The sequence below is a fragment of the Pantoea sp. NPDC088449 genome, assembly GCF_044753225.1.
GTDB lineage: Bacteria > Pseudomonadota > Gammaproteobacteria > Enterobacterales > Enterobacteriaceae > Pantoea > Pantoea floridensis.
In genome coordinates this window covers 38336-58382 of sequence record NZ_JBIVMT010000009.1, presented here as the reverse complement: position 1 = coordinate 58382, position 20047 = coordinate 38336, and the positions used below count along the sequence as shown (strand labels likewise).

At 49.3% G+C, this 20047-nt stretch carries 20 protein-coding genes and 1 pseudogene; 14 read left to right on the top strand and 7 right to left on the bottom strand.

Going from position 1 to position 20047, the window contains the following annotated elements; genetic code table 11:
• Positions 1-765, top strand: coding sequence for an IclR family transcriptional regulator (locus ACIP6T_RS24555; RefSeq protein WP_400459886.1), 765 nt, complete (start codon positions 1-3; stop codon positions 763-765).
• Here ACIP6T_RS24555 and ACIP6T_RS24550 read toward each other — a convergent pair.
• Positions 762-1661, bottom strand: coding sequence for a LysR family transcriptional regulator (locus ACIP6T_RS24550; protein ID WP_400459884.1), 900 nt, complete (start codon positions 1659-1661; stop codon positions 762-764). The genes ACIP6T_RS24555 and ACIP6T_RS24550 overlap by 4 nt on opposite strands.
• Positions 1662-1724: 63 nt before the next feature.
• Positions 1725-2420 (bottom strand): type 1 glutamine amidotransferase domain-containing protein, encoded by a 696-nt coding sequence (locus ACIP6T_RS24545; protein WP_400459881.1) that lies wholly within the window; start codon positions 2418-2420, stop codon positions 1725-1727.
• A gap of 236 nt (positions 2421-2656) precedes the next feature.
• Between ACIP6T_RS24545 and ACIP6T_RS24540 the strand changes: the two genes are divergently transcribed.
• On the top strand, positions 2657-3169 hold the full coding sequence (locus ACIP6T_RS24540) for an SRPBCC domain-containing protein (protein WP_400460124.1): 513 nt from the start codon (positions 2657-2659) through the stop codon (positions 3167-3169).
• 2 nt (positions 3170-3171) lie between these two features.
• On the opposite strand, the gene ACIP6T_RS24535 is transcribed toward ACIP6T_RS24540, so the two are convergent.
• The gene (locus ACIP6T_RS24535; protein WP_400459878.1) at positions 3172-4038 is read right to left on the bottom strand and encodes a LysR family transcriptional regulator; all 867 of its coding nucleotides are present in this window, start codon (positions 4036-4038) and stop codon (positions 3172-3174) included.
• Positions 4039-4128: 90 nt separating this feature from the next.
• Between ACIP6T_RS24535 and ACIP6T_RS24530 the strand changes: the two genes are divergently transcribed.
• From ACIP6T_RS24530 to ACIP6T_RS24490, 9 genes are all read left to right on the top strand, one after another.
• Complete coding sequence (locus tag ACIP6T_RS24530; protein WP_039330851.1) at positions 4129-4629, top strand: lactoylglutathione lyase family protein; 501 nt, start codon at positions 4129-4131, stop codon at positions 4627-4629.
• The gene (locus tag ACIP6T_RS24525; protein WP_400459875.1) at positions 4622-5596 is read left to right on the top strand and encodes a zinc-binding dehydrogenase; all 975 of its coding nucleotides are present in this window, start codon (positions 4622-4624) and stop codon (positions 5594-5596) included. The genes ACIP6T_RS24530 and ACIP6T_RS24525 overlap by 8 nt, the downstream gene beginning before the upstream one ends.
• A gap of 18 nt (positions 5597-5614) precedes the next feature.
• Positions 5615-6715: an NADH:flavin oxidoreductase/NADH oxidase gene (locus ACIP6T_RS24520; protein WP_400459872.1), complete on the top strand. Its 1101-nt coding sequence runs from the start codon at positions 5615-5617 to the stop codon at positions 6713-6715.
• 345 nt (positions 6716-7060) lie between these two features.
• A complete protein-coding gene (locus tag ACIP6T_RS24515; RefSeq protein ID WP_400460121.1) occupies positions 7061-8509 on the top strand; it encodes a sugar porter family MFS transporter in 1449 nt (482 codons plus the stop codon).
• Positions 8510-8521: 12 nt separating this feature from the next.
• Positions 8522-9535, top strand: coding sequence for a Gfo/Idh/MocA family oxidoreductase (locus ACIP6T_RS24510; RefSeq protein ID WP_400459869.1), 1014 nt, complete (start codon positions 8522-8524; stop codon positions 9533-9535).
• Positions 9535-10314 (top strand): TIM barrel protein, encoded by a 780-nt coding sequence (locus ACIP6T_RS24505; RefSeq protein ID WP_400459866.1) that lies wholly within the window; start codon positions 9535-9537, stop codon positions 10312-10314. The genes ACIP6T_RS24510 and ACIP6T_RS24505 overlap by 1 nt, the downstream gene beginning before the upstream one ends.
• Before the next feature lie 74 nt (positions 10315-10388).
• Positions 10389-11303, top strand: coding sequence for a substrate-binding domain-containing protein (locus ACIP6T_RS24500; protein WP_400459863.1), 915 nt, complete (start codon positions 10389-10391; stop codon positions 11301-11303).
• A gap of 792 nt (positions 11304-12095) precedes the next feature.
• Positions 12096-12443 carry a hypothetical protein gene (locus ACIP6T_RS24495; protein WP_400459860.1) on the top strand — a complete coding sequence of 116 codons (348 nt, stop codon included), beginning with the start codon at positions 12096-12098 and terminating at the stop codon, positions 12441-12443.
• 96 nt (positions 12444-12539) lie between these two features.
• On the top strand, positions 12540-13166 hold the full coding sequence (locus ACIP6T_RS24490) for a hypothetical protein (RefSeq protein ID WP_400459857.1): 627 nt from the start codon (positions 12540-12542) through the stop codon (positions 13164-13166).
• 12 nt (positions 13167-13178) lie between these two features.
• Here ACIP6T_RS24490 and ACIP6T_RS24485 read toward each other — a convergent pair.
• A pseudogene (locus tag ACIP6T_RS24485) lies at positions 13179-13930 on the bottom strand (ISNCY family transposase); the annotation flags it as partial.
• Between the two features lie 361 nt (positions 13931-14291).
• Between ACIP6T_RS24485 and ACIP6T_RS24480 the strand changes: the two are divergent.
• From ACIP6T_RS24480 to ACIP6T_RS24470, 3 genes are all read left to right on the top strand, one after another.
• The gene (locus ACIP6T_RS24480) at positions 14292-15362 is read left to right on the top strand and encodes a hypothetical protein (RefSeq protein WP_400459854.1); all 1071 of its coding nucleotides are present in this window, start codon (positions 14292-14294) and stop codon (positions 15360-15362) included.
• Between the two features lie 2 nt (positions 15363-15364).
• Positions 15365-16993 carry a hypothetical protein gene (locus tag ACIP6T_RS24475; protein ID WP_400459851.1) on the top strand — a complete coding sequence of 543 codons (1629 nt, stop codon included), beginning with the start codon at positions 15365-15367 and terminating at the stop codon, positions 16991-16993.
• A 555-nt stretch (positions 16994-17548) separates the two neighbouring features.
• Positions 17549-18574: a tyrosine-type recombinase/integrase gene (locus ACIP6T_RS24470; RefSeq protein ID WP_400459848.1), complete on the top strand. Its 1026-nt coding sequence runs from the start codon at positions 17549-17551 to the stop codon at positions 18572-18574.
• 7 nt (positions 18575-18581) lie between these two features.
• Here the strand turns inward: ACIP6T_RS24470 and ACIP6T_RS24465 are convergent, their stop codons facing one another.
• The 3 genes from ACIP6T_RS24465 to ACIP6T_RS24455 are packed head-to-tail and all read right to left on the bottom strand — an operon-like array spanning position 18582 to position 19838.
• Positions 18582-19166 (bottom strand): DUF2913 family protein, encoded by a 585-nt coding sequence (locus ACIP6T_RS24465; RefSeq protein ID WP_400459845.1) that lies wholly within the window; start codon positions 19164-19166, stop codon positions 18582-18584.
• Between the two features lie 29 nt (positions 19167-19195).
• Complete coding sequence (locus ACIP6T_RS24460) at positions 19196-19672, bottom strand: hypothetical protein (protein ID WP_400459842.1); 477 nt, start codon at positions 19670-19672, stop codon at positions 19196-19198.
• Positions 19647-19838 carry a hypothetical protein gene (locus ACIP6T_RS24455; protein ID WP_400459839.1) on the bottom strand — a complete coding sequence of 64 codons (192 nt, stop codon included), beginning with the start codon at positions 19836-19838 and terminating at the stop codon, positions 19647-19649. Before ACIP6T_RS24455 ends, ACIP6T_RS24460 begins: the two co-directional genes overlap by 26 nt.
• Positions 19839-20047: the final 209 nt, after the last annotated feature.

Below are 20047 nucleotides of genomic sequence, written 5' to 3'. Positions count from 1 at the left end.
ATGGACAAGTCTTCTTCAGTTCCTGGCACCGCGGCTTTTCAAAAATTTATGCGGGCGCTTCAGGTTGTTTCTGACCAACCACACAGTCTTACCATTGGCACGCTGGCGAAGACGCTGGCGTTGCCGCGCCCCACAACCCACCGCATTGTCGAAGCATTATTGGCGGAAGGTATGCTGGAGAGCGATCACCTTGATCGTCTGGGGCTTGGGCCTCGCTTTGTGGCGTTAGCATGGCGTTCGCTTGAAACCAGCGACATTCGTGCAGTCGCTCAATCTTGGTTAATCCAACTGAGAGATGCTCTGGATGAGACGGTCCATCTGGCGGTGCGTAATGGGCTGGAGATGGTTTATATAGATAAACTCGAAGCGCATCGCACGGTGCGCATGGCTTCACGAGTCGGCACACGAGTCAGTCTTTACTCCAGTTCGGTGGGAAAAGCCTGGCTGGCAGCGCAACCTCTGGACGCGCTTGACGGCTGGCTTGAACAACTGGATCTGCGCCCCTTCACCGAGCACACGCGGGTGAGCCGTGAGGCTATCCATAATGAAATTGCCACCACGCGCCAGCGCGGCTATGCGATTGACGATCAGGAAAATGAGTTGGATATCTGCTGCTATGGCTGTGCCATTCTTGATCCGCGAGGCGCCGTCGCGGGCTGTATCAGTGTCAGTATGCCGACTTATCGTTTTGTTGAGAAAGATAAAGCTGCGACGCTAACGGTCATACGACATTGTGTGAACCAGATACATCAACGTTTACTTTAAATGGCAATCGAAAACAGCAATTCACGCAGCCAGCGATGCCCGGCATCGCGGTGTGTGCGCTCATGCCACACGACGATCTTATTGAAGCCTTGAATCGCCACTGGCGGCGTTAAAACGCTTAAGCCGGGTAAATTATGGGTTAGTCGACGGGGAACCACGCTAATTAAATCACTCACGCGCAAAATCTCTGGCAGCACCAAAAAGCTGCAAACAGAGAGCGTAACGCGTCGCGATCGCCCGAGCGCAGCCAGGGATTTATCCGTGACGCCACTAAAGCTTCCGCCCACATAAGACACCAATGCATGGTCCTGGGCGCAGAAGCTGTCCAGCGTTAAGGCGTCAGGTTGCGCGAGGGCATGGCCTTCTCGCAGCAGGCAAACATAGTCTTCGTCATACAAGGATCGAGCATGTAGGTCGGCCGGAGCCGTGTCCGGCGTAATGAGGGCAAAATCGATGTCTCCTCGCTCAAACTGCGCGGTGAGTTGTTCATTGTTCACAGGCAAAACGGCCACCCTAATACCGGGCGCTTGCAGGCGCAACGCCGCCATAAACGGCACAACGACCGCGCGCAAGGCATAATCTGTGGCGGCGATCTTGATGGTGATATCCGCCGTGGAGGGATCGAACGCTTTTGGCTGTAACAGTTCCCCCACTTCAGCCAAAATCGTTTTGACGGGCTGCGCCAGTTCCAGAGCGCGTAATGTCGGGATGATCCCCCGCTGCGTGCGGGTAAACAGGGGATCGTCAAAACACTCGCGAAGGCGTGTCAGCATCCCGCTGACAGCAGGTTGCGTCAGCGATAAGCGCTCCGCGGCACGCGTGACACTGCGCTCATCCAGCATTGCATCCAGTGCTTTGAGAAGATTAAGATCCAGCGTGCGAATATCAGTTTTCATAGGCCCTTACGCTAACAATAAAACCCGTTGTTGCCCCAATCAGCACGCCTTTCACTCCTGGATTTAAGCGCCCAACAGTTGCTGGCGCAAAGCCTCGCCTACGGCAGTGGCCGATTGTGGGTTTTGCCCGGTGATGAGTGTTCCATCGGTGACCACATTACAGTGCCAGTTTTCAGCAGGCTGGTGGTGCGCGCCACGTGATTTCAGGGTCGCTTCCAGCATAAACGGCACAACATTCGCCAGTCCGACTTCCATCTCTTCCGTATCCGTAAAGGCCGCAACGCGCTTGCCTTTCACCAGATACTGGCCGTCACTCAGCTTTACATTGACGAGTGCTGCAGGGCCGTGGCAAACCGCGGCAACGGGTTTATTCTGTTCATATAATTTGCGCGTCAGTGTTTTCACTGCATCATTATCGGGGAAATCCCACATGGTGCCATGGCCCCCGACGAACAGGATTGCACTGTAATCTTCACTCTTGACCGCCGCGAGCGGCAAGGTGTGGTTTAACCGCTGTTGAAAGTCACCATCATCCCAATAGCGTTCATTAATTTCATCATCACCGATGCCATACACTGGCGGCTTTCCACCCATTATGGAAGCAAGTACAACGGGAATGTTGGCTTGCTCTAATACGTGCAGCGGGTGCGTTAATTCCGGCAAATAAAATCCTGAAATTTCATGTCCGTTGACGATATTACGATAACTGGTCAACACCATTAACACCGGTTTCATCGCTTGCTCCAGGCGCTCAGCCATTATGTTTCCTCAAATATACATAGGTAATTTAGCGCCAGAGTATCCGATGCAGATATTAAGGAAACCGATATTCTCTTATGGGTTCTATAAATTATCGTTATGTTAGGTAAGGTTAACACTGCCCCAAGATATTATTTAAAATAATATCAAAAATTAAAAATGGCGATTGGCCTAATTTCTAGTGTGGCTTGATACTGCTCCTGTTCCTTATCAACCACGAGACAACACTGATGAAAATGAATGCCATCCACTGGCCTGAAGGCTTCGTACCGGGTTTTGCCGATAACTACTGCTCAAATGAAGTGATTGTGGCGGGTCTGTTCACACAAGATATCTGGCCGTTGCTGAACACACCGTCGCTGTGGCCGACCTATTACCAGAATTCCGCTAACGCGCGTTTTTATGACAATAAAGGCCCTCAGCTGGAGCAGGGGGTGCGCTTTTACTTCGAGACCTTCGGCTTCCCGGTTGAAGCGAAGGTCACAGAGTATGTTGCACCAGCAGCAGGTGAAGCGGCGCGCGTTTCATGGCACGGCTGGGCAGGTGAAGTCGGCAGTGATGAGCGTCTGGATGTGTTACATGCCTGGCTGATTGAAGATCTCTCTGACAACCGCGTGCGCATCCTGACCCAGGAAACGCAGAACGGTAAACCTGCTGTTGAGCTGGCTAATGCCAAACCGAACCCGATGATCAACGGTCATCAGGATTGGCTGGATGGACTGGTTGCCGCAGCAAAAGCACGCAAATAAGGCTACATGCTGGCTTCCAGCCAGCGTAATGCCTGCTGCGCACGCGCAGAAAGTGACCATTCAGCCCGGTGAATTAACCAGATGGTGTCCACCAGTGGCGCACCTGCTTCGATGACCTGAATGTCATCCTGGCGGTGAAATGCCAGACGCGCATAGCGCGGTAACACCGTGAAGCCCAGGCCACGTGCGACGGGTTCAAGGATCAGGCTGATCTGATTACTGAACCCACGCTGGGGCAAATTGCGCACCCCCGCATTGCCGGGGAAGCGCCGGCTCAGCAGGCGTGTGGCCATCGCCTGGCCGTCAGGGTGATCGATAAAACCCAACGCGTCGAGATCTTCCCAGCGGGAAGCGTTCTTGCCTCTAGGTGCAATCAGTTCCAGCGGCTCTTCGGCAAATTTTTCGGCAACCAGGCGTTTGTCATCGGGCTTTTGCGTCATCAAACCTATTTCGTATCGATTGTGTAATACCGCATCCATCACCTCACTGTCTGGGGCAAAGCGGTGGCGCAGAGATAAATCAGGATGTTGCTGCTGCAATGCGAGCAGTAAAGGATAAAGGCGAAGACCGATGCTGCCGGGGGATATCAGGCTCACCTCGCCGCAGGTCACATCACCATCACTGAGTCTTAATGCCAGGTGGCGCTGCGCGCGATCCACCTGCTGGCAATAATCGAGCAACGCCCGACCCGCCGGGGTGAGTTCTAAGGGGCGCTTACTGCGCAGGATCAGCGGCCCCAGCTGCTGCTCAAGATGGCGAATGTGCTGACTCACCGCCGCCTGGGTGATGCCCAGCTGTTCAGCGCTGGCGGTGAAACTGCCGACATCAACCAGCGTGGCGAAAGATTTTAACCATTGTGGGTTTAGCATAATGAAATTTTATAATTACCATAATTGAATTGCTGTTCTCATTATACTCCCGCCAACGTAGCCTGTGGATCTTTAAACAGGAGATAAATTATGAGCACCCCGTACCCACGTACCTTTTCCCATATTGGTCTTTCAGTGACGGATTTGGATGCTGCGGTGAAGTTTTATACCGACGTGATGGGCTGGTATTTAATCATGCCGCCGACTGAAATTCAGGAAGACGAATCCGCCATTGGCGTGATGTGCAGCGACGTGTTTGGCGGTGGCTGGGAGAAATTCCGCATTGCCCATCTCTCTACCGGGGATCGCGTCGGTGTCGAGATCTTCGAATTTAAAGCCGCTGAAAAACCAGAAAACAACTTTGAGTACTGGAAGACCGGTGTCTTCCACTTCTGCGTACAGGACCCGGATGTTGAAGGACTGGCTGCCAAAATCGTTGCCGCCGGTGGCAAGCAGCGTATGCCGGTGCGTGAATACTTCCCCGGTGAAAAGCCGTATCGCATGGTTTATATGGAAGATCCGTTCGGCAACATCATTGAGATCTACAGCCACAGCTATGAACTGACTTATTCGGCGGGCGCCTATGTCTGATCAGGCGATTTCTGTTCCTGCTGACTGGCGCGGCTGGGTCTGGCAGGGGGGCGATTCGCCGCTGGATTTGCAGGAGCGCTACCTCAGTGCGGCACCACTCCAGTCGGGTGAAATTCTGGTCAAGAATGGTGCCATTGGCCTCAATCCGGTGGACTGGAAGGTTCTTAACACTCAAGTCAATCAAGTGCCGGGCGTCGATGGCGCTGGCACAGTAGTGGCCGTGGGGCCAGATGTCGATAAGAGCTGGCTCGGCGTGCGGGTGGCATACCATCAAAATCTGCAACGCAACGGCAGCTTCGCGGAATATACCGTGCTGGCAGCACAGGTGGTGATGCGCATCCCGGATGAACTTGATTTCGCGACCGCAGCGGCGTTTCCTTGCCCGGCGCTGACGGCGTGGCAGGCCATTGAAAAGATTCCCTTCAAACCTGGTGCTCCACTGCTGATTGCCGGAGCGGGCGGTTCAGTTGGACACTATCTGGTGCAACTGGCAGTGGCCCGTGGTTTTGACGTCACGACATTAAGCAGCGAACGACACTGGTCACGCTTACACGCACTGGGCGCGCAGCGTTGTTTGGATGTTATCCAGCACAATGCGCAAGCGGATAAACCGTGCTATTTAGCCGTGATTGATGCAGTAGGGCCGGAGCACGCGGAAAGTTTAGCCGAAAGTTTACTGGCTAATGGCCATCTGGTCTGCATTCAGGGGCGTGTTGCCCAGTGGCCTTGTGCTGCATTCGGGCGTGCACTCTCCCTGCATGAAGTGGCGCTGGGGGCGCTGCATCAAACGGGCAATGCCCAGCAATGGCAGGAGCTAACACAGCAGGGCGAATACATGCTGGCACAGATCTCAAGGGGAAGTCTGCAAAGCGAGTTGTTACTGCATTTCCCTTACGATCAACTGCCTGCCCAGTTGTTAGCGTTGCAGCATCGCAATTTCAGCGGCAAGCAAGTCATTTTGCTTTAATCACATTGAGAGGTAGTTATGGGACTGTTTGCACCTTTTAGTCTAAAAGACATCACGTTGCGTAACCGTATCGCGGTGCCGCCCATGTGTCAGTACAGCGCAGTGGATGGGTTAAGTAACGAATGGCATCGCGTCCATTACAATAGTCTGGCGCGCGGCGGTGCAGGCTTAGTCATTGTCGAAGCCACGGCGGTGTCACCGGAAGGGCGCATCACGCCAGCTTGCCTGGGTATCTGGAACGATGAGCAGGCAGAAAAACTGGCGCAAATCGCACGCGAAATTAAAGCGTCAGGCGCGGTACCGGGCATTCAAATTGGCCATGCTGGCCGTAAAGCCAGCGCGAATAAACCCTGGGAAGGTGATGATCACATTCCAGCGGGAGACACCGCTGCCTGGGAAACGATTTCCCCTTCAGCGGTGGCTTTCGGCGCTAATTTATCTCGCATGCCCAAGGCCATGACGCTGGACGATATCAAGCGCGTGCGTGAAGACTTCGTCCGCGCAGCACAGCGTGCTCGTGATGCCGGTTTCGAGTGGCTGGAGCTACACTTCGCCCATGGGTATCTGGCGCAGAGTTTCTTCTCTGTGCATGCCAATCAGCGTACTGATGAATATGGTGGTGATGCAACCGGACGCAGTCGTTTCCTGCGTGAAACCTTTGATGCTGTGCGTGAAGTATGGCCAGAGAATCTGCCGCTGACCGCGCGCTTTGGTGTGCTGGAATTTGACGGTCGTGATGAAGAGACGTTGCAGGAGGCGATCACGCTGACCAAACAGTGGCGCGACAATGGCCTTGATCTGTTAAGCGTCAGCATGGGCTTCTCAACCCCGGACGCCAATATTCCATGGGGAACCGCATTCTTGGCGCCGATTGCCGAACGTGTCCGCCGAGAAGCCAACATCCCCGTCACCTCAGCATGGGGCATTGATGCACCTGCCGTTGCCAATGAAACCATTGAGAAAGGGCAGTTGGATCTGGTGATGGTGGGGCGTGCGCACCTGAAAAACCCGCACTGGAGCTATCAGGCTGCGCTGGCGCTGGACAAAACCGAGCCTTCATGGGTGCTGCCAGCACCTTACGCGCACTGGCTTGAACGTTATCGTGTGAGCGAAGCCTAGACGATTAAACCTGCCTGAATAGGCAGGTTTTTTTTCGTATCACAAAAGAGCTTTAATAAAAGGTAATGAGCCAAGCTCTGTAAGTCCTGGAAACTGTAGTGCCACTCTGAATACGGTAAAAACTCAACATCTTTTTATGCAATCGCATTTGTCGATACTTATGTTGAAAGCTAACTAAAGCAATGTTCACTTTGTTGACATGTAAAGTGTACATGTAAACTTTTCAGACGGATTGTTAGTAAATTATGAGTGAAGCGTCACATTTTTTTTCCTTATGAATTGGCATCGCGTTTGCAATTACAGACGCAGAAACGCGATACATATAATCAAAGGGAAAAAGGCTCTATGCGTAAACATAATTTACGGTTAATCCTGTTTATCTGTTCGATTGCTTCACTGAGCGGGGTGATCCTCGGTTACGACGCCTCTGTGATATCCGGGGTTATCGATCCCCTAACAGAACATCTTAACCTTTCACCCTGGGAGAGCGGTTGGGCCGTTTCAAATGTCATACTTGGTTGTGTATTGGGGGCCTGGGGAGTTGGTTATATTTCAGATCGTATTGGCCGTAAATCAACACTGATCATTACGGCGATACTGTTTGTAATTTCTGCCGTGGGCGCTGCTCTCTCAAATTCGCTTACAGACTTCGTGATCTATCGACTGATTGGTGGTCTGGCGGTGGGCATGGCTTCGGCAATCACCCCGCTTTACATCGCGGAAGTCTCGCCGAAAGATTGGCGAGGGCGCATGCTCGGACTGCAACAAATGTTGATGGTAGGCGGACAGGTTACCGTTTACGTGGTGAACTACCTGATTGCACGTGGTATGTCACATGCCTGGATTGTCAGTGATGGCTGGCGTTGGATGCTGGCCTCGGGTGTAGTGCCCTGTGTGCTCTTTTTATTGCTCGTACCGTTTATGCCCGAGTCACCGCGTTGGTTAGCACTCAAAGGCAAAACCGACGGTGCGCTAAAGGTGTTAACGCGCTTATCTAATGCGCAACATGCTGAACATCTTCTCCAGGAGATCCTCGCCTCTGCTAACGTGCACACAGCACAAAGCCGTCAGAGTGGCATTCTGCGTGATGCTCGTGCGCGCTACATTCTGCTGATTGGCTGTGCCATCGCAATCCTGCAGCAGGTTTCGGGTATTAACATCCTTCTCTACTACGCTCCATCGCTATTACAAAATATCACCGGTAGTACTCAGGCATCACTGTTTCAGAGCATATTTCTGGGCCTGGCTTTACTGGTAGGTGTGGCTATCTGCCTCAGTGTTATTGACCGTATAGGTCGCACACCATTATTGCGCTGGGGAGCAATGGGCTGCGCACTTTGCCTGATGTTTACTTCATGGGCCTTTATCGCGCAGGTCGACGGTGTGATCCCAGTGATTGGTTTGGTGGCATTCGTGTTTATCTTCGGTATGTCATGGAGTTTAGGGGCCTGGCTTTTGATCTCGGAGATTTTCCCTAATCGAATGCGAGCCGTAGCAATGGGCTTCGCCTTCTCATCAATGTACGTGGCGAATTTTATTGTGACGCAAAGCTTCCCAATGATGAATCGTAGCCAGGTACTAATGGCGCATTTTCATGGTGCTTTCCCTCTAATGCTTTGCGCACTGGGCAGTTTAGTGGCGTTCTGGTTTGTGCGCCGCTTCCTTCCAGAAACACGCGGTGTCTCGCTGGAACACATTGAACCGCTGATGCTTTCCAAATCTCATCGTTTTGCCTCTACGGCGCAACGACCTACTGAACAACCTTCAAAACCCGAATGGTCAAATTCTAACTAAAAAGGAGTTCCTATGAATATGAAAACAGTACGCGTTGGCCTGATTGGTGCAGGCCGTATGGGCAGCTTCCATGCCGAAAACCTCGCGTATCGCGTACCGGGTGCTACCCTGGCTGCCGTAGCCGATCCGCTTCCAGGTGCCGCAGAGAAACTGGCCAGCAAATTAGGTGTGGCCAAAGCGTACAGCGATTTGCATGCGCTGCTGCAGGATCCTGAGATTGATGCCATTGCCATCGCAGCACCCGCGCGGACGCACGCCGAGTGGGTGATCGCCGCAGCCAATGCGGGCAAGCATGTGTTCTGTGAAAAACCGATGGCGGTAACCCTGGATGAAGCGGATCGCGCGATTGCGGCGGCCAAAAGCGCGGGCGTCGTGTTACAGGTGGGGTTCAACCGCCGCTTTGATTCCGGCTTTGCGGCGGCCATCGCGGCCGTGAAAGCCGGCGAAAACGGCATCACGCAGTTGAGCCGTTCGGTCACGCGCGATCCGAAGTTGCACGATCCGGCTCCGATCCCACAGTGGACCATTTTCCTTGAAACCCTGATACACGATTTCGATACGCTGCTGCACTTCAACCACGGCGCGAAGCCGGTCGAAGTGTACGCGATCGCTGATGCGCTGGTGCGCCCAGACTTCAAAGACAAAGGGCTGTTAGATACCTCCGTGGTGACGATTCGTTTCGACAACGGCGCGATTGCCATTGCCGAAGCCAATTTCCAGGCGGTGTACGGCTACGATGTGCGCGGTGAAGTGTTTGGCAGCAAAGGCATGTTGCAGGCCGGCCATATCAACGCCAACCACTGCGTGCGCTACCACGCCGACGGTATTGCCATCGATACCTCCAGAATGGATTCCGACCTGCTGCGTGAAGCCTATGTAGCGGAGATGGCCGAGTTCGCGCGCTGCATTCGCACCGGCGAAACACCCCGCGCCACCGGCGAAGATGCGCGCAATGCGCTGGCGATTGCGCTGGCCTGTATCGAGTCCGTCAAACAGAACCTGCCTGTTACCTTAGGAGCGCGCTAATGGCGAACTATCAACTCTCTGTCTGTGCCGAAATGGTGTTTCTCGATCTGCCATTTATCGAGCGTGTAAAACGCATTCATGAGCTGGGATTTGGCGTCGAAATTTGGGGCTGGGCCAACAAGGACATTGATGCGCTGGTGGCGACAGGGGCGCGCTTTACCTCGATGACCGGCTACCTCACCGGTAACCTGACCGATGACAGTGAAATTCAGCAGTTGCTGGAGAGCGCGGAAACCTCGCTGGCGGTGGCTGAGCGGCTTAATTGCCCTGGGCTGAACCTGCACGGCACCGGTCTGGATGACAAAGGTTTACCGGTGAAACCCGTGGAGATTGTCACGGGGGAGATGTGGCTCAAAGCCGTCGAGACGCTGCGCAAAGTGGCACAGCTGGGCGAGCGCGCCGGACGCGTCTTCACGCTGGAAAACCTGAATCTGCCTGTTGATCATCCCGGCACGCCGTTTGCGCTGGCCGCCGATACGCGTGCGCTGGTGGAAGCCGTCAACAGTCCGGCGCTAAAAATGAACCTCGATCTCTACCACGCGCAGATTGGTGAGGGAAATCTCATCGAGCTGATTCGCCGCTGCGGTACGGCCATCGGTGAAATTCAGGTGGCGGATGTGCCGGGGCGTCAACAGCCCGGTACCGGTGAAATCAACTACCGCGCCATCGCCCGTGCGCTGCACGAAGTGGGCTATACCGGCACCGTCGCGATGGAGGGCTGGGCCAGCGGTGACAGCACGCTAGCACTGCAACAGTTCCGCGATCACTTCACGATTTAAGCGTTCTACCGCCGGGTATTTGCCTGTTGCCCGGCGTCATAACAATAAAACCTCAACCCTACAGGAATGAACCCATGAATATCAGAAACATCATGCTGTGCCTGTGCTCGTTGTTACTGAGTCTGAGCGTCAGTGCGAAAACCTTCACCGTTGGCGTCGCCCTGGCCAATTTCGATCTTAACTTCGTCTCCATCCTGCGCACCCAGATGCAGGAAGAGCTGAAGGCTAACCAACTCAACGGCCAGTTTGTCGATGCCAAAGGCGATGTGGCGTTGCAGGTGCAGCAGGTTGATGACTTTATCAACCAGGGCGTTGACGCCATTATCCTCAACCCCGTGGATACCCAGGGCGTGTTGCCGATGATTACCGCAGCGAAAAACGCCAATATCCCTCTGATTTTTGTCAATCGTAAGCCGGAAGTGAAGTTGCCAGGTGACATGGCTTATGTCGGTTCCGATTCGGCGCTGGGCGGCGAGATGCAGATGGAAGCGCTGGCGAAGAAGATGAACTACAAGGGTAACGTGGCGATTTTAATGGGTGCGTTGTCGAACGAGGAAGCGCGTGAACGCACCAAAGCGGTCGAAGCGGTCATCGCCAAATACAAAGATATGAAAGTGATTGAGAAGCAGAGCGCGAAATGGCAGCGCAATGAAGCGGTGGATGTGGTGTCGAGCTGGTTGCTAAACCAGCGTCCGATTGATGCTATCGCCGCTAATAATGACGAGATGGCGATTGGTGCCATCATGGCGCTCAATCAAGCGAAGAACGAAAAGATCCTGGTCGCCGGTATCGATGGCACGCCAGATGGTCAGCAATTTGTGAAAAACGGCAAAATGACCCTGACTATCTTCCAGGATGCCAAAGGCCAGGCAACCGGCGCGGTTCAGGTCACCAAGGCGCTGCTGGATAAGCAAAAAGTGCAGGAGTACAACTGGGTACCGTACAAAACCATTACACAGGATAACTACGCGCAGTTTGCCGCAAAATAATCTTTTAACTAATCCAGAACCGTGCTGTTAATTTTATTTCAAGTATAGGGAGGAGAACTAGCTAGACCTGCTGAGAGCTGGTCTAGCTAGTTCTCCTCAAACCTGTGGAGATCGCAACCCAGTTTTACCAGCTCACCGAGTCAGGTAAGGCTGCTCAATTTTACGGGCACATTGCCTGCAAGGGATCCAGAAGCCTGATTGCATCATCAGTTTGCGCACGGTCACTTTGGATAGCGTCAAGCCGCCAGTCAGCCATCTCCAGCGGGCCTTCAGCACGATAGCGCTGGAGCAGGCGTCGATAGTGTCTTTCGTAAATAGTGAGCCGCAGTGCAGCAAAAATAGGTTGCAATTCGGCACCAACAAAGTCCGGAATCACTCAAAGTAGATTAACTTCGTTAATCATTAAAAAACTTGAACCGGTTGATCCTGCCATCAGGATATTCTAATGCCGTGATTTTTAATAAGCAATTTAGCTATTCGCATCAAAAAAGTATATGATTTTCAATTTTAAAATGGCATTAAAAGGTTGGTAATATTATCACAGGTTATTACATTGCATTTAAATCATTATTCCGGGTTGTGATGATTGAGTGGTGAAAGTGGCTGAAATTATAGATAAGTAAAGAGTCTAATGGTTGATTTTTTGGTTTTAGCGAAATTAAACAACGTTTTTATATTGCTGTGAGTAAAGATAAAGTATTGACGCATATTTTCTGTCGATAATTCATTGTGTACAGGCGTCATGATTGACTGAAGCGCCTGAGTGGATAAGATTATTGAAACATCCTTTGGATGTTATGTGTAATAAAAAACAATGATGAATTCAGGGCTGACTGGACAGAGATTCACGCTTTAATCGATTCTGATAAAACTGATAAATTAGCGACGAAAATTGGTCAGATAATTCAAATGTCATCTAGCCCTGCATCCATGATTGCCACTGAAATCACTCGCTTTACTGCGTCCCTCATATCAGAGTATTTGTCTAAAAAAGGAGATGAACAGTTGGGGTTGCTTTGCTTATCTCTTATACGCGAAGAAGATTATCGCTATGGAGAAAGAAAGTTCAATGGTGCTCAGGATCTTACGGGGAATATGACCGTGGACTATTCACTATTTTCGTATGCGGCACATCAATAGCGCGTGTTGAAAAGTATGGATGAAGTACTAAGGGTAATTATGCAAACTTTACTCTGTTCTCGATATTGATTGTTTAAAATATTCTGGAGGTACATTATGTCAAGTAACCTAATCGGTAATTCAGGTGGGGTTGATATTTATCAAGACAATAACGGCATGGTATATTTCACGGCCAAAGCAGCCATAGACGCTGATGGTGCGAATGGTCAAAACGGCAAGCCTGGAGCTTACAGAGAAAAAGACACTGGACTCGATTTTCTTGCGAATGGAGGGATGAAACTGGATGATAATGGAGTGGTAGTTATCGCTCACGAATGGGGAAAAGGCGTTGCTCTCACTGATAGCAATGGCCAAGTTGTTATGACAGATGATGGTACTGTGATATCAATGACGGCTTACCATTATCCTAATGTTGATATAACAACTAAAGAAGCCTATGTCGATTCTGCAACAGTACCCTATATCGCAGTACCTACGATATTAATAACTAACACGAAGGGAATTGTTCTGGGGTGCCGTGGCCGTGTTACCAGTAATGGAGTATCGGTTGATTGTGTTGTCGCCGATAACAGTGGAAGTAATATTGGTGAAATTAGCATTGCTGCGGCAGAAGCGCTTGGGATCAACGCCAACCCCAGGCATGGTGGCGACGACGAAGTTAGCTATTTTTATGAAATATGGCCTGACGAGGCTGCGCCGGGTTTCAAATTACAGCCCTCGTAAAACTGTATCGTGGCCCTTGGCAGAGCTGGTGTTGGCGCTGATGCCGGTGATGTTCAGCTCGTTCATCGCGCGTCCGAACTGCGTCTGGCCGTCGCCGCCAGCCGCATTTCTGTTGTTAATGCGGAAGACGCTGGCCTTGTCGCTGTCAAACGCCAGCAGCTTACCGTGCTGCTCCATATAGCCGCGCGTGGCCGTCAAAGTAGGTGAACGTGGACTCGGAGCGGACGAAATGAACCTGCATCAGGCGGCTGGTTGCGTCATCTACGTAAACCAGCAGCGTGCAGGTCGGGCAGCGTTCCTCAAACCAGCGGTGATCGCAGCTGGCGATTTGTATCAGCACACCAGCGCAGGTAAGGCGGTAGCGAGGTTGCTGGATTTTTTTGCGCACGATGCCTGCGCGGGATCCAGAGGCCTGACTGCATCATCAGCTTACGTACGGTCTCTTTATATAGCGTCACGCCGCGCAGCTTCATGCAGGCCAGCGTCGGGCCAAAATCAGCGTAGCGCTCACGGATGATCTGAACTGCACGTTCTATCAGTCGATCAGGCAACAGGTAATTGCTGGGCTTGCCGGGGCGGCGGTCATCCATACCCAGTGAAGCGTCTTTACGATAGCGCTGAAGTAGGCGACTACAATGCCTGTCCCAGATGCTGGGACGCTAAGCGGCGAGATGTGTTGTAAGCCCCCGGTCGATAACGTCCTGAATGATTTTAAGCCGGTTAACTTCGTTCATCGTAAAATAGTCTGCATCAGAAGCCGCCATATCAGGGTCCTCTGCTGGTAGTCCGAAGCGGATAGTTAAACTTAGTCAATTATAATAAATTTGTTATTAATCAGTGACATATAAAAGTACGCTTAATGGAAATTATGTTAAATAGCCCCATATCTACTCACTAAGTAACCCGTTGAAGAGATAAGCAATCACTTTAATATCATTAATGGTACGGATTATTAAATCGGTATATTATGGATTTATCCTATTGACCAATCGTGATGGCTTCAAAGGTACGATAGCCGAGATGCAATAGTCTTGATTAAAAAATTTGATATCTTGAACTCCAAATTCGCAGTTGATACTGTATATGCATACAGTTCTTGGCTGTGTCCACACAGGAATGTAAAACATGGCTAAAATAGAAGTATTACAACATGCGCTTTTCAATATTGATATTGATGGAAACTCAGTAACAAGGGCAGACTTGGCTGGTGAAAAAAAAGATTTTGCTGAATTCAGCAATATTATGCTCACAGAAATTCTTGAAAATGAAAAGAGCAAGCAGTATGAATTTACAGACAATAAGGAATTGGTTGCGTCACATATCCAATCATTTATAAAAAATGATAAAATTAATATTGATGACACACAAGATCTTGATTGGGAGAAGCGAACTGAAAGTATTGCTTTGAAGCTTTTAAAAGAAGAAATTAGCGCTCAAGAAAAAATTGCGGCAATGGATAAGAAGATTAAAAAGGGGTCACTCCTACTTTTGCTTATAGAGGAAGACGAGATTTTTAGATTTGTTATACTAAAGATCGACTTTGATTCTTTCTTTGATGAGATTGAAGCCAGAATACGCCGCGGCTTGCCTATGAATAAAAATAGATTACAGAAGTCTTGTCTCATAACTTTATCCTCAGATGGAGAATTCGAATCCATTCTTATTTCTGATAGCGGAAGAACAATTAGAGAATATTGGTGGAGTGGTTTCCTGTCAACTCGGGAACTACAATCATCCGAGTTAAATACTAAGAATTCCTATGATGCAATTGATAACGTCCTTCGCCGTGAAGTAAAAAAGGATTATCCGAGCGATTATGTATATATTAGGAATGATGTTAATGCCTACTTTAGGAACAATGATAACTTTTCTTTTCCGGAGTTAATTGGGAAAATAGAAAAGCATAAATCTGATCATTCTGATTTGCAGGATAAATTACCATCTATTATTGCAAAGCTTAAAGTTCTTCCAGTTAACCCTAGGGCCCCTTTTGATACTCAGTTTGACCTTTCTATTTCCGTCATAAAAAATAGGATTAGAAGTGTCATTTTTCTCGATGACCAAATAGAACTGAGAATTAAAGCTGACGTGCCAAATTTGAAACATAAAATAAAGGCTGAAAAAGATGATGACGGCAAGTATATAAAAATATATACTGATAAAGGCTATGAGATCTTTGGTGGCAAGGAAGAATAAAATTGGAAATTATAAACGACGTTGCAAATAGCTTTTTCAATAGTATCCTTATTGAAATTAATGAGGATTTTCACTTTTGCGAAGCCGTTTATAAAATAACAGACACTGCATTGTTCAGTGATTTCAATGAGAGAGCTATCCGTGCAGACGAACAGCTCTCTTTGTATCACCTTGACTACGATGTGTTCATAACACTAGATCAATCAGAAGCAGTAAGTTATGGCCAATCTCCTGATTGTGTTTTAATTTCTGAGCAGTTATATGATCGATTGAAATTCCTTGAGGATGATGAGAACTACATAAAGATCAAAGTTTACAAAGGTCGTGCACATCGTGAAACTAATTGTACTCACATATTTAATTTTAATAATTACATCTCAAATCCCTTACAGCGACCAGATATTGAATTTGTCAATTTTCTTAAGAATTTTAATATAAATTCTCCTTTACGGTTTAATGTATGGGAGAAAATTTATGAATTTCAAACACCATTGATGAATTTTTTAAATGTAAACTCCAAGTTCGATTCAGCTGCTTTCTCTTGTGAACGAAACGCTATTATTGAAAAGAGAAATAAAAGTTGCCATTTCACAAATGATTCCGATTATAAATTTATCCCCGATGATTTTTATGTTAAAGATGTCTGTTTATATCCCCAGGTTAAGAATAAATTAAACAGGTTGCTTGTGATATTCACGCTTGTCTATTTGAGTGATTATTCAGAAATTACAAACTCAGATTCATCTTATCTAGACTATAAGTTCAAGGGTTACCGCCTGATATCTCATAAGGTAGGATTGAATTCAGTTTCAACAACTAATGCTGAGGAGCTATATCAAATTTATGAATGGGTTTATAGCCAAGGTAGTTTTGTCGATAAGATGGGGTTGGCTAGAAATATAATATCTATTCATATGACCGGTAATGATGTCGCTACATTAGCCAGCGGAACGTTACGATCTATACAGTCTGGTTACGATATTTATCTTAAAGATAATGTTAAACAATATATTGAGATTAAAAATAAAATATCAGAATTGCTTATTTCTCAAGCAGATAAGGCTGCTGATATCACAAAAAATATGTTTGGTTCCTTAAAAACCAGCCTGTGGAGCATCGTTACATTCTTCATTACTGTCGTTCTAATCAAGGTTGTTGCTGCGAAAGGAAACGGTGAGGTTGTTTCTGGAGATATATTATCTATCACTGCTGTATTTGTTATTTTCTCTTTTGTGTACTTGTGGTTATCTCTCAGGGAAGTGAAGGATGAGAAAGAAAGACTATTCTCTCGATATGAAAATATTAAATCACGTTATAAAGATTTATTGAATGATGATGATTTAGTTAAAGTGATTGATACTCTAGCACTAAAAACCCAAGATGGTGATTTCATTGACACTAGGAAGAAGCAGTACAGAAATATTTGGGTAGGGTTCAATATTTTAACAATACTTACTGTTGGCATCATGTACTGGAATGGGAAGACACCCCAAACTTCCGAAATACATTCGCCTACAATATCAAAAACTGAAGAAACACCTCATATTGACGCTCCCATTTCTTCTATTCATAAGAACGAACATTCTGCGAATAACAATAACAATAGTAATGATGATAAAAAATCTCCTTAGTTTAATTGAATTTATAACCCTATAAAAATTCCCTTTGTTATTATAAAGAAAATCAAAAATATATATATTATATATGAATATTTCTCTCTGCTCCTTTCATTAATGCCTGGTTACTATTTCATCAGTGATGAACGTTTCTCAGTTCGTGGAATTATGTTTTGAGAATTAGGATGATAGATTTCTACCTTTTTACAGAAACTCAATATAATCATAAGTTTATATATTAGCCATTTTCAGTCTTACGTTCCGTATCGCTGCTGGTATAGATGTTTTAATCAAGTTCCTAACTTCATACAATAGGTCTTAAGTGGCCCTACCCCTTTACACTGCCAATGATTATGCTCTGAGCAAGATCCTAACTTCATATAATAGGTCTTATATGAAGTTAGGATCCGCCAGAGGATCCGGGTATGATGGGGTTCCTGCGGTCTCGACTGCAGACAAGCGTACAAAATTACGGCGTCGCTGTGTGAAATCTGCAGGGTCACTGCCATGATAATTTCACAGAATGCGCACAGCGACGCCTCACTGAAAGCTGACTGAAAAACGGATGATATGACTGAACTGACGCCCTTCTCCGGTCCGCTGATGCCCGGTGACGCTGACATGGCCGATAGCTTGCGCGAGTTTGTGCAGGATCGGGAGGCGTTTTCCGACAACACCTGGCGCCAGCTGCTGAGCGTGATGCGCACCGGCAGTCGCTGGGCCAACGAGCACGGACGGCGCTTCCTGCCGATGACGCCCGCCGACCTGCGCGACTACCTGCTCTGGCTGCAGGCGAACGGCCGGGCGTCTTCGACCATCACGACCCACGCCGCGCTGATCTCGATGTTACACCGTAACGCCGGGCTGGTGCCGCCGAACCGGTCTCCGGTGGTGTTTCGCGTGGTAAAGAAGATCAACCGTACGGCGGTGATCGGGGGCGAGCGCGCCGGTCAGGCCGTCCCGTTCCGCATCGGTGACCTGCTCACCCTCGACAAACAGTGGTCTGATTCAGATCGGCTGCAGCAGCTGCGCGACCTGGCGTTCCTGCACGTTGCCTACGCGACCCTACTTCGCGTCAGCGAGCTGGGCCGCCTGCGCGTGCGTGATATTTCGCGGTCGGCCGATGGCAGGATAGTGCTGGACGTGGCCTGGACCAAAACTATCGTGATGACCGGCGGGTTGATTAAAGGGCTGGGTGATCTTTCCACGCAGAGGCTGACGGCGTGGCTGACCGTATCAGGCCTGATTACTGAGCCGGATGCGTTTATCTTCGGTCCCGTTCACCGGACCAATCGCGCCCTGCCGACTACAGAAAAGCCGCTGACTACGCGGGCACTGGAAGATATATTTGCCCGGGCGTGGCTGGAAGCCGGCCCGGGGCAGGATGCCAAACCCAATAAAAACCGCTACCGCGGCTGGTCAGGACACAGCACTCGTGTTGGGGCTGCCATTGATATGGCCACGAAGAAATACAGCACCGCGCAGATCATGCAGGAAGGCACGTGGAAGAAGGCGGAAACGGTCATGCGCTATATCCGGCACGTTGACGCGCATGCCGGCGCCATGGTTGACCTGATGGGTCAGCACCGGTCCTGACTCTCTGTTACTTTCCTGCTGAAGTGAAAAGCTGGTGCAGAAATGCATCGTCGTTTTCGGTGCTTCGCGTCCAGCCAGCGCGAGCAAGCAGCTCATCTACTGCGCCCAGCTCTGCGGTAATGCGCACGGCCAGCGGCTTTACCTGTGCACCATCATCATTAAATCCAGTCTCGAGGTCTGCTTTTCTCAGATACAGCCCGGGCACTTTCTGGTTCAGCCTGACGGATTGGCGCCCTTCCCATTCGCTCTCAGTGAGCACGCCATAACTGATGCCGGTAAGCGTGATGGCATGCATGATGTGCTGAAGTCTGAACAGGTCGTTCTGTTCGAGCAGGTCTCCTTTGCTGGCCCGCCAGAGATATTCCAGCTTTCCAGGTAAATCCGCACGTAAACCTTTTTCCCTGCCTTCCTTCAGCAGCCAGCGAATATCGCTGGCCAGCTCACGTCTGAAAAGCCGTCTTTTCTCAGCGACCGCCAGCCACCGGCAAAGGAAAAGATTTTCCTCTGCCGAAGAATTCACGGTTCCGGCCTGACGGGCCATCTTAAGAGCCACGAGTGCACACCATGCGAGGTGATCGACGTAGCTGTCCATAATATTCTGTGTTGGGTAAATAATGCAGGTTAGCGGAAATCGTCCGGGGACTTGTTGCCTTCAATAAGGTCGGTCAGGCGCTGGCGGATCCATCGCATATGGTTAAGATCGTGCTTACGCTTTTTCACGCCAAACATCTCATCATGGATGATCATCGTATGTAAAACGACGGCAGTCTTTGACTCGCCGCCTTCGTCATAATCTCTGAAGGTGACGACTATCAGCGGATCATAGTCAGGTGGTGGCATTACCCGACCGTGGTAAAGGCCGATGTAATAGGGAGAGGAGCCAAGAGTGGAGTTTGAGTCCTTAACTCTGCTGGGAAAACCTTCCGGGGCCAGAGTATAGATTTCAACCTTCTTTTTGGAGTTCCAGATGAACTGAATAAAAGCGAGTTCTTCTTCATAATCATCGACGACATCTGCACTGAAGCCAAAATAATTACAGATATCGTCAAAAAACGGGTTAATCTCAACCCGGTTAATAGGTTTTACGCAAACCGGCATTCAATCCCTCAGAGCCCTGTCTAGCCTTACGGGCGCGGCGAAAGTTTGCGCGCACCTCTTCTGGTGAAGATCCAGAAATCTGAATACCTTCAACCTCTTTGAACAATCTGAAAAGGTCATCCAGCTGTTCTGCATTGGCAGCTATTGCATGCTGTTTCTGGCTCATTTGAACCTCCTTTTGTCACTGAGATCATTATACACGTACGGTAGAGGGATTTGAAATCCCACTGTACGGTTTTCGTACTGGCCCTTTGAGCCTGAGATTCCCCATAAGTGATTTATTCAGAATGAGATTAATGAGCGCCCCGGGACCAGTATTTTTCGCCTTAGGCAGTGCTCAACACGACAACATTAACGTTACGTAGTGGTTAAGAA

Bases quoted from the DNA above. Each gene is read 5' to 3' on its own strand.
- ACIP6T_RS24555 (WP_400459886.1), top strand. From the start codon at position 1: ATGGACAAGTCTTCTTCAGTTCCTGGCACCGCGGCTTTTCAAAAATTT.
- ACIP6T_RS24550 (WP_400459884.1), bottom strand. From the start codon at position 1,661: ATGAAAACTGATATTCGCACGCTGGATCTTAATCTTCTCAAAGCACTG.
- ACIP6T_RS24545 (WP_400459881.1), bottom strand. From the start codon at position 2,420: ATGGCTGAGCGCCTGGAGCAAGCGATGAAACCGGTGTTAATGGTGTTG.
- ACIP6T_RS24540 (WP_400460124.1), top strand. From the start codon at position 2,657: ATGAATGCCATCCACTGGCCTGAAGGCTTCGTACCGGGTTTTGCCGAT.
- ACIP6T_RS24535 (WP_400459878.1), bottom strand. From the start codon at position 4,038: ATGCTAAACCCACAATGGTTAAAATCTTTCGCCACGCTGGTTGATGTC.
- ACIP6T_RS24530 (WP_039330851.1), top strand. From the start codon at position 4,129: ATGAGCACCCCGTACCCACGTACCTTTTCCCATATTGGTCTTTCAGTG.
- ACIP6T_RS24525 (WP_400459875.1), top strand. From the start codon at position 4,622: ATGTCTGATCAGGCGATTTCTGTTCCTGCTGACTGGCGCGGCTGGGTC.
- ACIP6T_RS24520 (WP_400459872.1), top strand. From the start codon at position 5,615: ATGGGACTGTTTGCACCTTTTAGTCTAAAAGACATCACGTTGCGTAAC.
- ACIP6T_RS24515 (WP_400460121.1), top strand. From the start codon at position 7,061: ATGCGTAAACATAATTTACGGTTAATCCTGTTTATCTGTTCGATTGCT.
- ACIP6T_RS24510 (WP_400459869.1), top strand. From the start codon at position 8,522: ATGAATATGAAAACAGTACGCGTTGGCCTGATTGGTGCAGGCCGTATG.
- ACIP6T_RS24505 (WP_400459866.1), top strand. From the start codon at position 9,535: ATGGCGAACTATCAACTCTCTGTCTGTGCCGAAATGGTGTTTCTCGAT.
- ACIP6T_RS24500 (WP_400459863.1), top strand. From the start codon at position 10,389: ATGAATATCAGAAACATCATGCTGTGCCTGTGCTCGTTGTTACTGAGT.
- ACIP6T_RS24495 (WP_400459860.1), top strand. From the start codon at position 12,096: ATGTTATGTGTAATAAAAAACAATGATGAATTCAGGGCTGACTGGACA.
- ACIP6T_RS24490 (WP_400459857.1), top strand. From the start codon at position 12,540: ATGTCAAGTAACCTAATCGGTAATTCAGGTGGGGTTGATATTTATCAA.
- ACIP6T_RS24480 (WP_400459854.1), top strand. From the start codon at position 14,292: ATGGCTAAAATAGAAGTATTACAACATGCGCTTTTCAATATTGATATT.
- ACIP6T_RS24470 (WP_400459848.1), top strand. From the start codon at position 17,549: ATGACTGAACTGACGCCCTTCTCCGGTCCGCTGATGCCCGGTGACGCT.
- ACIP6T_RS24465 (WP_400459845.1), bottom strand. From the start codon at position 19,166: ATGGACAGCTACGTCGATCACCTCGCATGGTGTGCACTCGTGGCTCTT.
- ACIP6T_RS24460 (WP_400459842.1), bottom strand. From the start codon at position 19,672: ATGCCGGTTTGCGTAAAACCTATTAACCGGGTTGAGATTAACCCGTTT.
- ACIP6T_RS24455 (WP_400459839.1), bottom strand. From the start codon at position 19,838: ATGAGCCAGAAACAGCATGCAATAGCTGCCAATGCAGAACAGCTGGAT.